Source organism: Zooshikella sp. RANM57, assembly GCF_050749885.1.
Taxonomy (GTDB): domain Bacteria; phylum Pseudomonadota; class Gammaproteobacteria; order Pseudomonadales; family Zooshikellaceae; genus Zooshikella.
Window position 1 is genome coordinate 29,485 of the sequence record NZ_JBOIUB010000014.1, and the last position, 15,181, is coordinate 44,665.

Genomic DNA, 15,181 nt, shown 5'->3' on the forward strand with positions numbered 1-15,181 from the left:
AGCTTGATGACAATCCGGACAGGTTACCTAGCAGCTGTCAATACATTGGCTATGCTTAGAGTAGACAAACTGTCATGGATTGGTCATATGCGTGAAAATAAGCGGCATAGCCCTCGTGTTGAGCGTATTGAACGAGCACTGATTCAGTTATCTTCTGGCTGTACAAGACGTGGGGAGTCAGGTGTAACGGTCTCTGCTCAAATTAGAGATGTTTCTGTTACAGGCTTTAAAGCACTGTTGCCTGCTCAAATTCAGGAGGGGGCAATTGTTGATGTGTGCATTTCGGTTGTTGATCATATGCATCGGTATTTGTTAGTGGCTCAAGTTATGTGGGTTAAGCCTGATGAAGAAGATACAGAATATTGTCTAGCGGGATTTCGATTGTTGCCTTCTGAAGAGTCTGATCTAATGATGTGGATGCGAGCTTTTCGGGGGATTAGCCATTCTGGTAAGCATAGTGTGGAGCGTAAGCGAAAAGCGTTGTTTGGGCACTAAGTGTAATAAGCTTACCTAACCCTTGGTCATTCTATTAAATACTTTATAGCCATGATCGAAACCTCTCCCTTCCAGGAAATGTGATTTTCCTGTCTGCTACTTATTAAGTAAATCATCGTTGAAAAATGGGCTTTAGGTATTAAAGAGGGGCAGCCTTAGCATACTTTTTTTAGCTTATAGCGTTAGGGTGCTCACTTATATAATGGTTATTCTGGAAAGCCGTTTGCACTTGCTGAAACATGCCTTATACACAAATGATGGAGTAATTTGAAACAAGGTAGAAGTATTATACAACGCCTTTTGTCTTTCACTTGTCGTATTCTGGTTGAGTCGATACAGTTGAATGCCTAAATATTCATATTGAAGCGTACTGGAATTACAAAATAAATAGGGAGCATTATTTATGCGTATTGCTTTTATTGGACTGGGGGTAATGGGATACCCTATGGCTGGTCATTTGCAAAAAGCAGGGCATCAAGTATGTGTTTATAATAGGACACCAGAAAAAGCCGCATCATGGTGTGAATTATATGGTGGGGAACGTGCAAATACACCTGAACTGGCTGCCAGTAATGCAGAAATGGTGTTTGTGTGTGTCGGCAATGATGATGATTTACGAAGTGTGGTTTTTGGTCATGAAGGCGTTTTAGCTGGAATGTCATCAGATACGGTATTGGTTGATCATACAACAGTTTCCGCGCAAGTGTCTGAGGAAATTGCTGAAGTAGCGGCTAAACAACATGTTAGTTTTATGGATGCACCTGTATCTGGAGGTCAGCAAGGTGCCGAAAAAGGTTTATTGACGGTCATGGTGGGAGGGGATGCAACAGTCTTTGCGCGTATAGAATCGGTTATCCGTTGTTATGCACGAGCAGTACGTTATATGGGGCCGGTTGGCGCTGGCCAAAAAACAAAAATGGTTAATCAAATTTGTATAGCAGGTTTAGTTCAAGGCTTGGCTGAAGGATTACATTTTGCAAAAGCCAGTGGCTTAGATCCTGAGGCTGTCGTTGATGTGATTAGTAAAGGTGCTGCACAGTCTTGGCAAATGGATAACCGACATAAGACCATGCTGGCAGGAGACTATAATCATGGTTTTGCGGTTGACTGGATGCGCAAGGATTTATCGATTGTACTTGATGAAGCTCGAAAAAATGGCGCACATTTACCTGTTACGGCCTTGGTTGATCAATTTTATGCGGCTGTTCAGCAAATAGGGGGACATCGTTGGGATACGTCAAGTCTACTGGCGTTATTAGAAGCTAGATCCCCAGTTAAGAAAGATTAACAACGATTGTTTAATTATGTTTATCAATACAAAATTAAACGGCAATCCTGGGTGAAACATTCGCCCGAATCGTTATATAATTCGCGCTTTTGTGCGCAAATTGTGTTGCTCTGTACCATAGGTTTAGCAGGCCGAGTTAAAGACGTGGTGATCGGAACGGCTTTCGGCGCTGTTAACAGAGAAAGCACATTGTCTTAAACGAAGTCACTAAACTAAGAAGTGACTCGAGAAGACCAATACAGGTTGCAAATTAGCCCTGATGGAATGCATCTATGAAGAGTTCAGAAATACGTACCGCCTTTTTAAGTTTCTTTCAACGACATGGCCATGAAATTGTGCCTAGCAGTTCATTAATACCTGCAGATGATCCAACACTGCTTTTTACTAATGCGGGTATGAATCAGTTTAAAGATGTATTCCTGGGCAGAGAAAAACGAACCTATACCCGAGCGACCTCGTCTCAGCGTTGTGTGCGTGCTGGAGGTAAACACAATGACCTGGAAAATGTTGGTTATACCGCACGCCACCATACTTTTTTTGAAATGTTGGGCAACTTTAGTTTTGGTGATTATTTTAAGCGAGATGCGATTAAATTTGCCTGGGCGTTTCTTACTGAAGAACTTAAGCTCCCTGCAGAAAAATTGTGGGTAACCGTTTATAAGGATGATAAGGAAGCCGAAGACATTTGGTTTAATGAGGTCGGTATTGATCAGACACGTTTTTCCCGCTTAGGAGAAAAAGATAATTTCTGGTCAATGGGGGATACAGGTCCCTGTGGTCCTTGTACTGAGATTTTTTATGATCATGGACCTGAGGTTGCTGGTGATCCTCCTGGTGGACCTAATGATGATGGTGATCGTTATATCGAAATTTGGAATCTGGTATTCATGCAGTTTAATCGCCAGGCCAATGGTGAGTTAGAACCACTGCCAAAACCTTCTGTGGATACGGGGATGGGGTTAGAGCGCATCGCTGCTGTCTTACAAAATGTCCACAATAATTATGATATTGATTTGTTTCAGCACATACTGCAAAAGGCGTCTGATATTTTAGGAGGTGTTGCACTAAATAATACCTCGCTAAGAGTTATTGCTGACCATATACGATCTTGTTCGTTTATTATTGCAGATGGTGTTACGCCTTCAAAAGAAGGGCGTGGATACACCTTACGTCGTATCATCCGTCGCGCCATTCGTCATGGTAATAAACTGGGGGCGACAGAACCTTTCTTTTATAAATTAGTGGCTGCACTCGCTGAAGTGATGGGCGAAGCTTACCCTGAACTTGTGAAAGGCCAAGCAGCGATTGAGCGTACTTTATTAAAAGAAGAAGAGCAGTTCGCGCGTACACTGGATAATGGTATGCGTGTACTAGAAGAAGCGATTGCTAATCTATCGGGTAATGAAATTTCAGGCCACACAATTTTTACCCTTTACGATACCTACGGCTTCCCTGTTGACTTAACCAATGACATTGCCCGTGAACGGAATTTGACATTGGACCTTGCAGGTTACGAGCAGGAAATGGAAAAACAACGGGAAATAGCAAGGAAAAGTGGTAAGTTTACCGTTGACTATAATAACGTTCTGGATATTAAAGGTGCTACTGCATTTACTGGCTATGAGCGTATCACTGATCAGGCTGAAATTACGGGTTTATTTGTTAATGGTGAACCTGTTGATGCAATAAAAATCGGTGAGCAGGGCGTTATTGTGTTGGAAGAAACGCCGTTCTATGCTGAGTCTGGTGGTCAGGTAGGAGATACTGGGATTTTGCAGTGGCAAAATGGCAAGTTCCAGGTTAACGACACGAAAAAACAAGGCGAAAACCATATTCATTTAGGTCAGGTCTTGGAAGGTTCATTTACGGTAGGCCAAAAAATAAATGCTTTGGTCGACCAAGATAAACGCATTGCGACAGCACAAAATCACTCTGCTACTCACTTATTACATGCAGCACTCCGTAAAGTACTCGGTGAACATGTCACTCAAAAAGGCTCCTTGGTGGATCATGAACGTTTACGTTTTGACTTCGCTCATACTGAAGCAGTGAGTGTAGAGCAGTTGGCCGAAATACAGCGTATGGTTAATGAGCAGATTCGGGTTAACACGCCAGTTCAAACCACAGTCACTGATATCGATAGCGCCAAACAAATGGGTGCTATGGCGTTGTTTGGTGAAAAATATGGCGAACAGGTTCGTGTGTTATCAATGGGGCAAGCACAGTTTTCTGTTGAACTATGTGGTGGTACCCACGTAAAACAAACAGGTGATATTGGTGCGCTTATTATTGTTCAAGAAACAGGTATTGCCGCTGGTGTTCGACGTATAGAAGCGATTACTGGTTTGCAGGCGCTTAATTGGATTGAACAGAGTGAACAGATAATTGGTCATGCCTCAGGCTTGTTGAAAGCTTCTCGTGAAACACTGTTAGATAAGCTGCATTCAGTGTTAGAACGTAACCGATCACTGGAAAAACAGGTGGAACAGTTACAACAAAAATTGGCATCGGCCGCGGGCAGTGATTTGTTAAGTCAGGTCAAAACAGTGGCTGGGCTGAAATTACTAGCTGCTGAAGTCTCAGGAATTGATGCTAAAGCCATGCGTGACACCATTGATCAGTTGAAAAATAAAATGGGGTCAGGCGTTGTGGTCTTGGGCACTAAGGTCAATGATGAAAAAGTGGCCTTAGCGGCAGGTGTGACCAAGGACCTTGTCAGCCAAGTAAAAGCGGGTGATATTTTACGTTACGTAGCAGGCCTGGTTGGTGGTAAAGCGGGTGGTCGACCTGACTTTGCACAAGGTGGTGGAACTGAACCTGCAAAGCTTTCTTCTGCAGTTGCTTCAGTCGCAACTTGGCTTGAAGAGAACGCATAATCCTTCATTTTATGGGATTACTTAGATGAGTTAGTAAAAATACTGACTCATCAGTTTGCAAGCGCAAGCAAATAATGTTTAATTATTGCTCTTTTTTGTAACGCAGCCTAGTTAGTTCATATTGGAATCTAACGAATCACATATCGACTGCATACGGATCATTCGTATGGTGAATGTGGAGTAGCTGTATCATAGCATCAGTGGCAGCAAGTGGAATATGGCACTAATAGTACAGAAGTTTGGTGGAACTTCAGTCGGCTCCTTGGAGCGTATCCAAGCAGTAGCTGACAAAGTAAAGAAGTTCAGGGATAAGGGCGATGATGTGGTCGTGGTGGTTTCAGCCATGAGTGGTGAAACCAATCGGCTAATTGATATGGCCAAGCAAATGCAAGTTAAACCTACCGCAAGGGAGCTGGATGTATTGCTCTCTACGGGGGAGATGGTCACCATCTCTTTACTTGCCATGGCGCTAAATGAGCGAGGTTGTCCAGCACGTTCCTATACGGGTGGACAAGTGGCTATTAAGACCGATAATGCCCATAACAAAGCGCGTATTGAACATATTGATGTTGAAAGAGTTCAAACAGACCTGAATGCTGGACGGGTCGTTGTGGTTGCAGGTTTTCAGGGTATTGATTCTCATGGGGCTATTACCACACTAGGCCGAGGTGGTTCTGATACAACAGCCGTTGCTTTGGCTGCAGCACTGAAAGCGGATGAATGTCAAATTTATACTGATGTTGATGGTGTTTACACTACTGATCCCCGTGTTGTGGATAATGCTCGGCGCCTCCCCAAAATCACTTTTGAAGAAATGCTGGAAATGGCCAGCCTCGGCTCAAAGGTGCTACAGATTCGATCTGTAGAGTTTGCTGGGAAATATAATGTTCCCCTCCGAGTACTACACAGTTTTCAAGAAGGTCCTGGCACACTAATCACTTACGAGGAAAACGACTCAATGGAGCAGCCATTAATTTCCGGTATTGCTTTTAATCGAGATGAAGCGAAATTAACAGTAAAAGGTGTTTCTGATACACCAGGTGTTGCATATCAAATTCTGGGGCCTATTTCTGCTGCCAATATAGAAGTAGATATGATTATTCAGAATGTCTCTGACGATAAGACAACAGATTTTACCTTTACTGTTCACCGCAACGATTATCAACAAGCATTGGAAATTTTGGAAAAAACCGCTGCCGAGTTAGATGCTCGAGAAGTTGAAGGTGACAATAAAATTGCCAAAGTTTCTATTGTTGGCGTTGGGATGCGTTCTCATGCAGGGGTTGCCTCCACCATGTTCGAAGCTTTGGCTAAAGAGGGCATTAATATTCAAGTGATTTCAACCTCTGAAATAAAGGTCTCAGTGGTAATTGCTGAAAAGTACCTTGAGCTAGCGGTACGAGCTTTGCATTCAACTTTTGAACTGGATCAAGTGCCTGGTGATGAGGAATAAAGGCCGTAAGTGTTTAGTGAAAATACGCATAGAATCAGCTTACCCAGTAGTTACACTATTACGATAATCAAAAGTAACTATTTTTAAGCTTTTTATGCGTTGTGGTTAGCGGTTTAACTGCAAATTTGCTTAACTTTTTGATAATGGGTTGTTAGGCGTTTTTTAGGGATCACGGACAACACTATCAGATATGCGCTGGTTTTATACTCGTTTAGCATATCTAGACTTGATGGATTTGTTGCTGGATCTCTCTATTTAAGGAGATAGTAATGCTGATTTTAACTCGCCGAGTAGGTGAAACTTTAATGGTTGGTGATGACGTTACAGTGACAGTCCTGGGCGTTAAAGGCAATCAGGTGCGGATTGGTGTAAATGCACCTAAAGAAGTTGCGGTTCACCGTGAAGAGATCTATCAACGGATTCAAAAGGAAAAAGAAGAAAAATTAAACAGCGTAAATACTTAAGTACTTTTTTTAAAAAAGTACTTGGAATTTCGCGCGGATCTGTTACTATTTCGCGCGTCTTCCGGAGAGATGGCCGAGTGGCTGAAGGCGCTCCCCTGCTAAGGGAGTATACGTTAATCGCGTATCGAGGGTTCGAATCCCTCTCTCTCCGCCAGATTCGGTTGAAGTAATTATTATAGTGTTTGAAGTTGGCTTAATAAAAATTAAGGCAGCTAATTACCAGCCAATTAGGTGAATGTAGTTTAAGCATTATCTTTTAAAGCTTAAGCAAAAATAGATTGACCTAATCGATGTAAATCACTATATTACGCAACCCGAAAGCAGACGGGCGTCCGTAGCTCAGCTGGATAGAGTACCTGGCTACGAACCAGGCGGTCGGAGGTTCGAATCCTCCCGGACGCGCCATATTAAAAAAGCCTGCTAAGATGAGCAGGCTTTTTTATGAATGCTTTTAGTGATTATGAGCCTTATTTTAGTTACCTGTTAATAAGTAAGTTAACTGACTGAAAATAAACAGTTTTAAGTTGACTAAAAGGTTTAAAATCATTATAGTTTAAACACTCAAATACGCGTCCGTAGCTCAGCTGGATAGAGTACCTGGCTACGAACCAGGCGGTCGGAGGTTCGAATCCTCCCGGACGCGCCATATCAAAAAGCCACCCAAACTGGGTGGCTTTTTTTATGTGTTGTATTTTTTTACGACATTTGTCCCCATTAACAATCCTGTTTTTGGGGGTGAGAAAGCCTCTCTCAAGACGGTGGTGGGTTCTAAAAACTACACTACTTACACCGTTCTTCTTATTAATTATTCTAAAGTGTAAAAACTACAAGTGTTGTCCTAACTTATTGAGTTAGTTAGGGTTTGTTGTTCATATTATTATTTTGATTAAAAAATGCTCAACTTGTAGTAGGTGCTATAATTATCTGCATTCGAGCTGTTTAATCAGGTATTATTCACAAAGTTATCCACAGTTTTTGTGGGTAACCTTCTGTTGGTCAGTTAGTAATAATTGTCAGTGATTTTAACAATCAAGGTTGTCAGATTACGAACTTCAGTACTTCATGGAAAAGCCTTAAAAAATAGTGTATTGAAGAAAAATTTTACGCGCTCCCTAAACAGCTTCTTTTAAAAAAAATTTATTTAAAATGTCAATCTTTATTATTTTTTTGTCGCAAAAAATAATGACTTTCAACAGATTTATTCACAGGCTTCATATCGTTCTGTCAAGCTGTGAATAGAAAGTTGATTCAAACATTTGTTTTATGTTAGGGAATACAGGTATTACTTGCTGGTTTTATAGGTTCATTTGATAAAAAGCTGAGGGATGTTGCTAGCGACGATTGAGCGTGCCAGCAACCAGGGTAGGAGAAAGTAATTAAACCAGGGGCTAGTAACTTAAAGTATGCTCTTTTAGAGCATACTTAAGAGAGCATGAGATCATTTTCATGTTTTTTTGGTATTAACTCAATCCAATTGTCAGGTCTAACCACTAATGCTTGTTGGCGTTTAACACCACTGTGCGCTTTTACTACATCAATACCAAAGTGGGCTAAATCAACAACATAGACAGATGTCAGTAGTGGGGTAAATCCCAGTGCGCGAGCGCTATCCAGTAACTCTCGTGCATTGGCTGCATCAACACTTGCAATTTCATCAATGGTAAATAATAAGCGTTGTTGTTGGGCTTGGAGACTTTCACTCATCATGTGGCGAATCAAGTACATCAATGTTAAGAGCTTCAGAGTACTACGCGTCCCTGTTGATCCTGCATCGTCGATTTTGTCATAGCGTTTAACCTCTCCTTGTTGATCCTCTATTTCAAACGCTACTGTAAACAAATCACCTAAACTTAATGAGGTTTGGATACGTGTGGCAATGATTTCTGCTGAGTTCATTGCTCGTTCTTCATCAATTTCTACGGGATCAAAATTAAGTAGATGGTTTTGTCCTTCTTCAATTAGATGGCCCGTTTCAACAATATATTTAATTGCATTAAATACTTCATCTACAGGCTGAAGCAGAATCCTAAATTGCTTTAAATTGGATACCGTACGCTGGGCAATTGATTTATTAAACTGGGCAATTTCTCGCTCTAAACGGAGATAGTCACTGAGAAAGTCGTTGAGCACACTACTTAGTTGTAAAATAGCACTTTTTTTGTACTGGCTTAACATGGTTTCTGTTTCAGGTAATGCTTCCCAAGCTTCTAAAATATAGTGGCAGGATGTCATTAAATCAGGGCACTGCTCTGCTGCACGATAGCCTTTATCACGAATATCCCTATAGATCAGCTCCATTTGGGTTGTAGTTTCTTGGGTCTGGCGCCAGTGACGTTGATATGTTTTTATTTTATCCAGAAGTGGCATTGATGAATAATCAACATCAATTTGACCATTATTTGGCCAACCTAGAGCTGGGGGTTGTAACTGCCCATATAATTCGTCAACTTGTTTTCGCTCTGCAAGTAACTTGCTGTAGCTTTCAATGGTTTCGCGATGATTAGCGGCAAGGTTTTCTTGTTGCAAGCGAAATGTATTGATTTCTTCTGCTGTATTTTTTATGGCGCTTTTTATTTCAGTAAGGCTGGATTGCCAGGTGTCAAACTCTGGTAAACTGGCTTGATAACGGTTAAATGCCTCTAGTTCGCGTTCTTTTTGTTGTATTTGACGATTAGTTTCTTTTAATTCACTGCGAATATCAGATTCATCAAGTAAAGCACTTAAACGCTGGTCGAGCTCTTCGAGTTTTATCAGCTCTTCTTGTAACTCAGCTTCAAGCGCTTGTTTATCAATGGTTAACTGCTGGTGAGGGGCGGTTAACTGATTGAAGTCTATCTCAATACCATTAGCTTGGAAGATCCCCTTCTCGTTAATATCGCTAATTATGTCAGTTAATAACGCTTGAACAGCTTCATCTGAAGTAATTTTAATCGCTGAGTCTTCGTCATTAATTGGTAGTCGAAGCAGGTCGTCACTAATAAGTTTAACAAGGTGCAACGCTTTTTCGGGGGGAAGTATAGACGTTATATAATTATAAAAGGTTTCATTGGCTGCAAGTGTTTGTTCCAGTTTGCGGACCATTTTTTCCTGAGTTTGCATCTGTCGACGTAAACTGGCTTCTGTTCCTCCTAAAGAGGCAACACCAAGTTGGTTATTAAGCTTAATTTGAAGTGTTTTTAGTGTATCAATCTCTGCTGATAGCTGTTCAGGATTGTAGAGTTCCAGGTTCTTAAACTGTTCAGCTTCACGTTGATGTCGTCGAATATTTTCTTCTAAAATGGCTTCTTGACGTAAAAGATTATCATGCGTTTTACGTGCTTGATCCTCTTGCGTTTTAAAGTGGTTTGACTGTTTTTGGGCATCAGCAAGCTGTAATTCAAGACGACTTATATCTTCGTCAACCGCGGATTTCCAGAGAGTGTATTCACTATTGATAGCGCCTTCAAGTCCAAATACAACAGCAGTAGCTTTATCACGTTGATAGCATTTACTGCTGAGTGCTTCAATTTGTTCTGAAGAAGCTTTTAATGCATCGTACTCTTTTTTCAGTCGATAATATTCAGCAAATACTTCTTCTTTTTTTTGCTGAAAATTAAGAGAGGTATGGTTCATATCCGTGGAGGATAATTTATGAGAAAACACATCCAAAATGGATTGCTTAATCATGGCTGCATTAATTTCTGACTGTGTTATCAAACTGACAAAGAGGCTTTTAAATACTTGGTAGCGGCGACTTCCTCCAACAGGGACTAAGTCTAATGAAAAACCACATTTACTTTGTCCACCACTAATTAAGCTTTCAACCTCTTGGGGGTCAAGCGTTGTGACTTTTAAACCCGACTGGCCAAGACATTTTTTGACATCACTAAAAGTCAGTGCTCGTTGCTCGGAAAAAAAGACACTGGTATCTAGTTGGCCAGGATAAATAAAATGTTGATAACGATAGCCACTGGCTGGACCTTTGCCGGCAATACCTAATACATAACTACCATGAAGGGTTGATATTTCACTGAGAATAAAACTGGCTTCATGAGGAAAATAAAATTTTCGGGTTGCTTCTTTACTGTATTTTTCAAAGCGACTTCCTACCATAGACGGCAGAAAGAAAAATTGCAGCGCATTAATTGCTGTCGATTTACCACGGTTATTTGAGCCAAAAAATGAAACACTCTCATAAAGAGGAATTTCACCGAAAGCATAGGTTCCAGAATTAATCATGACCAGCTTTTGCATACCGTACTGCATATTAACTTAGTCCTCTTCGCTCGCGGTCATTTTGCTATCAGGGTGTTGTTCAGCTGATTCCACTGTAGGTTCGGGCTGTTTGTCTATCATTTTCTGGGTGGCAATCGCCTCGGTGGCAGCAAGAAAACGCTCGATGGGTTTGCAGAATTTAACGTGAGTATCATTAAAAATTTGGCAAAATCCTCGTTTACTCATCCATTCCAGTAAGCTGGTGAGGTCTTGTGGTGCAGCCATATCAGCTTGGGTATATAGGTCTTTAAAGCATTCTTGGGTCTTTTCAAATAAACTCAATTCAATTTGTTGCTCTTGAATCATGGATGAAGGATCGAAGTTATTATCTTGTAAATAGTCGACCAGTGTAAAAATCATTAAGGCGATTTTTCTGGATGTTGACAAACTATTAGAGGTGACACTGTCTGGATAACGAAAATAAAAGAAGCCTTCTGTGTTATACACTAATTCATAACCTAATAAATTAAATAAGACTTCATAACTTGCTGCGTGTTTTTCTAACTCTTTATATAACGCATAATGTTCAAGTGCATCGACAGCTATGTGTACACCTTCTCTTAATTTTGTGTAGATCAACTTAGCATTGGGTAGTTGTTTACAGAGCTGATCATCAATCACAAGTGGGGCTGGAGTAAAGTCATTCATGAGAACTGTGTTCCAAACTGCGGCATTGCATAAGAATATGGTGAGTTTTGGTTTCGTATTGGTTTTGTTGGCCAAGATTTATACTGAATTGTTCAGATTCATTGGTTAGACGTATAAGGTATTCTAGCGCCAGTCGCGTATCTAACTCAGGAAAATGATTCATCAGCCAGGTCATACAGTCATCGATAGGGGCATCGGTAATGGCTTTTTCTTGTATTTGTTTAAAGGTAATCGGTATTTGGGTTGGACTGCTGTCATGGGGTATTTCGGGTATATCAACAGCAGGGACTTCAAATGTGGTCAACTGTGACAGATAAGCAAAAATACTGTGATCGCTTTCCATTATAGAGGGACGATTACGACCAATAAGCGCGACCTGATTAGGGGTTGAGGCATATTTAAACTTATGCTGGCGTATTTCAGCAATGGCCATTGAAGCGCCACGCGCTAATATTGAATTACGGCGTTGGCGACGATAAATAGGTTCTAGCAGACGTTGGCAGCGGGCAATGCTGAACCGCAATCCTGAACGAAGATCCAGTAAGCGATAATGTAATTTTTGTAACTGGCGTAAATGTTGACAACCCATCTTTAGCTGAACATCGTCCATGTATTGTAACAGTAGTGTTTCTGTTTGTTTTAAAGCCTGTTCATAGTCACCCTGGGTATCCAACATTTCAGTGCTGGGTTGAATATAGTGTTCCCAAGCGTCCAGCGCTTGAGCATAGCGGCCTTTAAGTGATTGACCTTCCGTTGAAGTATTCTTTGTCGTTTCAATAATGCGCATAATGGCTTGCTCATTACGCTGTAACTGTCGGTGAACACCACGAAAGCGACGGTCTAACTGACTGATATAACGTTGTACCAGCTGGTTATCTTGAAAGGTGAAGCTCTGACCCAGGTTACGGGTGAGCCGGCTTAGTTCATGAATTTCAGCTTTTAGTGTTGCTGCTAACGCGAGTTGCTCCTGATCTGTGAGCAACTCGATCATGTCCAGTATATACGGGTTGAGATCAAGCAAATGCTCAGCTCTGGGAACGGGTAATAAGACCTCGCGTTGTAATAGATCTGTCAATAAGGGTTGCAGGTTGTCATGGTATTCCCAATCATCCGTAGCAACACTTCGCGCTACATCCATAAATTCGTGTGTATTGAAACTCATTGAACCAAAGCGCTGATGTAAAGCGATGACCAAATCAATATGTCTCAGTAAATATTTCAAAAAATTCTTGACATAAAGCACTAGAAACTTGCCCCTACCGGTGAATCAAGAGGACATAATTTAGCAAAAATAGTGCGATGACAGTATAGGTAAGTGAGTCACTTCGATGAAAAATTATACAAACTGAAGTCTTTCACTATACTTCAGTAAGAGTGATAACCTTTGGAGAAATGAAGGTTAATCTGCTTTTTCAGATAAGCGCTTCTGCTCGACAGGAAGTTGTATGACTAAATCCCTTTATTCTACAACGGATACTACTTATACCTCGTTAGCTCAATCCTGTGATTTAAATTATGTGAAGCCTTTTTTACCTTATTTATTGACAGCCACTGATGAGGGTATTCTGGTTATTGATATTAAAGGTGAAATTTTATTTATAAACCATCGTGCAAAAAAGATCTTAGGCTGGCGTGAAAACTGTCGATTAATACAGCAGTACTGGCAGAAGCTACCGCAGACAGAGGAAGCTTTTTCTACATTTGTATTGCATCACGCTCATCAATCCCCATCGCAATTTGAGTTAACAATAAATGATAAAGTGGGTAATAAACGGACTATCTCACTGCAGTTTGCCCAACAACAGACGTTTTTTTTGGTCATATTAAAGGATTTAACGGAACAGAAGCAGTCTGCGGAGTTACTCCATGATCTTTCTCAATACGACTGTTTAACTCGGCTTGCCAACCGTTCTTCATTCCAAGAATGTTTACATAAGGCAGTGGTTCGTGGTCAACATTGGCAACGTAAGCTTGCATTGTTATTGATCGATTTAGACCGTTTTAAAAATATTAATGATACGTTAGGGCACAGTATTGGTGATGAGTTATTACAACAGGTTGCAACTAGGCTGCAATATTGTGTGCGACGAGGGGATACTGTAGCGCGGTTAGGAGGCGATGAGTTTGCAGTTATATTAGAAAATATTTATGACCAAAATGATGCTGCACTTGTTGCTGACAAAATTATATCGGGCTTAGCTCAACCATTTGAGTTACAAGGCCGACAGTTATTCGTGTCTGCCAGTATTGGTATTACTGTGATGGACAGTGTACATGCCGATACAGAAACCATGATAAAGCAAGCCGATATTGCTATGTATCGTGTTAAAGACCAAGGTAAAAATCACTATCAGTTTTATGACTCAAATATGAGTGCATTAGCTGAGTATCGCATTCATCTCGAAACAAGTTTATATCGTGCCCTACACGAGCATCAGTTACTGCTACATTACCAACCACAAGTTGATGTACAAACAGGGGATATCATCGGGTTAGAAGCATTAATTCGTTGGCAGCATCCCCATGAAGGGATTATAGGTCCTAATACTTTTATCCCTTTACTTGAGGAAACGGGACTTATTTTGCCTGTGGGTGAATGGGCCCTTTATAGTGCCTGTGCTCAACGTCAACAGTGGTATCAACAACGGAGTTTACCCCCCTATACCAGTATTTCGGTTAACTTATCTGTACGGCAGTTACTGAGTGGTAATATTGTAAACACTGTAAAAAAAGTACTTAATGCAACAGGCTTGGCACCTCAGCTGCTTGATTTAGAAATAACGGAAAGTATGTTAATGGGAGATATTAAATTTGCTATTAAAGAGTTAGGGCACTTAAAACAATTGGGTGTTTCTATCAGCATGGATGACTTTGGAACAGGTTATTCATCATTAAGTTACCTCAAAAAGCTGCCTATTGATACTGTTAAAATTGATCGCTCTTTTATTGAAGATTTACCCAATGATGTGGATGCAGCCAGTATTGCGCGAGCGATTGTTGGGTTAGCGCATAGCCTGGGATTAAATGTCATCGCTGAAGGGGTGGAGAATGAACGTGCACTGGCTTTTCTCAAATCCTTGGGTTGTGATTATTGTCAAGGCTATTTATTTTCACCACCCATGGCGGCAGATGAGTTGTTGACAAAATTCAGCAAAATTAAACATCGAGCTTTTATCGAAAGTTCACTTTCTACCCTTCATCAGTATCATCCACCGTTTCTACAGCGTACTTAGCCAGAGTTATCTCACTTAGATGTTGTCTGGTTTGGTTCTATGTGTATTGACAGTACGTTTTTGATTTTGTATATATGGATATGCGTATATATTTATGTTGTGGGTGGTGAGGTTTAATAACGTTGATCAGCTTGGTTCAATTTTTTAAGTGTCTTGCAGATGAAACCCGAATGAACATCACGCTGTTAGTGCATCAACAACGTGAGCTTTGTGTCTGTGAGTTAGTGGCTGCAATGGGAGGAAGTCAGCCTAAGATTTCAAGGCATTTGGCTCAACTCCGCAATTGCAACATATTAATCGATGAGCGTCGTGGACAGTGGGTATTTTATTCTATGCATCCTGCTTTGCCTGATTGGGTCACTTCCATACTTGAGCAGGCTTGTGATGCACAAATAGATGTTTTAGGTAAGTACCAGCAACAACTTAAGACGATGAAAAATAGACCTGTTTGTTGAGCTATGCACTGTTAA

The 15,181-nt window shown here is 40.9% G+C and carries 10 protein-coding genes and 3 tRNA genes; 10 read left to right on the top strand and 3 right to left on the bottom strand.

Annotated features, from left to right (window positions below):
• Positions 1 to 87 precede the first annotated feature (87 nt).
• The 8 genes from ACQ96U_RS22335 (at position 88) to ACQ96U_RS22370 (ending at position 7,222) form a co-directional block, all read left to right on the top strand.
• Positions 88 to 495 (top strand): PilZ domain-containing protein, encoded by a 408-nt coding sequence (locus ACQ96U_RS22335; protein WP_431723493.1) that lies wholly within the window; start codon positions 88 to 90, stop codon positions 493 to 495.
• Between the two features lie 403 nt (positions 496 to 898).
• Complete coding sequence (locus ACQ96U_RS22340; RefSeq protein WP_431723494.1) at positions 899 to 1,783, top strand: NAD(P)-dependent oxidoreductase; 885 nt, start codon at positions 899 to 901, stop codon at positions 1,781 to 1,783.
• A 272-nt stretch (positions 1,784 to 2,055) separates the two neighbouring features.
• A complete protein-coding gene (gene alaS, locus ACQ96U_RS22345; protein ID WP_431723495.1) occupies positions 2,056 to 4,659 on the top strand; it encodes an alanine--tRNA ligase in 2,604 nt (867 codons plus the stop codon).
• Between the two features lie 217 nt (positions 4,660 to 4,876).
• Positions 4,877 to 6,112, top strand: coding sequence for an aspartate kinase (locus ACQ96U_RS22350; RefSeq protein WP_431723496.1), 1,236 nt, complete (start codon positions 4,877 to 4,879; stop codon positions 6,110 to 6,112).
• 269 nt (positions 6,113 to 6,381) lie between these two features.
• Positions 6,382 to 6,576: a carbon storage regulator CsrA gene (gene csrA, locus ACQ96U_RS22355; RefSeq protein ID WP_027709340.1), complete on the top strand. Its 195-nt coding sequence runs from the start codon at positions 6,382 to 6,384 to the stop codon at positions 6,574 to 6,576.
• A 63-nt stretch (positions 6,577 to 6,639) separates the two neighbouring features.
• Positions 6,640 to 6,730 (top strand) — tRNA-Ser (locus ACQ96U_RS22360).
• A 174-nt stretch (positions 6,731 to 6,904) separates the two neighbouring features.
• A tRNA-Arg gene (locus ACQ96U_RS22365) sits at positions 6,905 to 6,981 on the top strand.
• Positions 6,982 to 7,145: 164 nt separating this feature from the next.
• A tRNA-Arg gene (locus ACQ96U_RS22370) sits at positions 7,146 to 7,222 on the top strand.
• Positions 7,223 to 7,998: 776 nt separating this feature from the next.
• Here the strand turns inward: ACQ96U_RS22370 and ACQ96U_RS22375 are convergent.
• Genes ACQ96U_RS22375 through ACQ96U_RS22385 form a run of 3 tightly spaced genes read right to left on the bottom strand, consistent with a single transcriptional unit; the run spans position 7,999 to position 12,700 of the window.
• A complete protein-coding gene (locus tag ACQ96U_RS22375; protein ID WP_431723497.1) occupies positions 7,999 to 10,821 on the bottom strand; it encodes a hypothetical protein in 2,823 nt (940 codons plus the stop codon).
• Between the two features lie 6 nt (positions 10,822 to 10,827).
• Positions 10,828 to 11,478: a chromosome partition protein MukE gene (locus ACQ96U_RS22380; protein WP_431723498.1), complete on the bottom strand. Its 651-nt coding sequence runs from the start codon at positions 11,476 to 11,478 to the stop codon at positions 10,828 to 10,830.
• Positions 11,471 to 12,700, bottom strand: a complete 1,230-nt coding sequence (locus tag ACQ96U_RS22385; protein ID WP_431723499.1) for a hypothetical protein — start codon at positions 12,698 to 12,700, stop codon at positions 11,471 to 11,473. The genes ACQ96U_RS22380 and ACQ96U_RS22385 overlap by 8 nt, the downstream gene beginning before the upstream one ends.
• 223 nt (positions 12,701 to 12,923) lie before the next feature.
• Here ACQ96U_RS22385 and ACQ96U_RS22390 point away from each other — a divergent pair, with 223 nt between their 5' ends.
• Entirely contained in the window at positions 12,924 to 14,711 is a 1,788-nt protein-coding gene (locus tag ACQ96U_RS22390) for an EAL domain-containing protein (protein ID WP_431723500.1), read from the top strand.
• Between the two features lie 131 nt (positions 14,712 to 14,842).
• On the top strand, positions 14,843 to 15,166 hold the full coding sequence (locus tag ACQ96U_RS22395) for a metalloregulator ArsR/SmtB family transcription factor (RefSeq protein WP_431723558.1): 324 nt from the start codon (positions 14,843 to 14,845) through the stop codon (positions 15,164 to 15,166).
• The last annotated feature ends 15 nt before the right edge of the window (positions 15,167 to 15,181 follow it).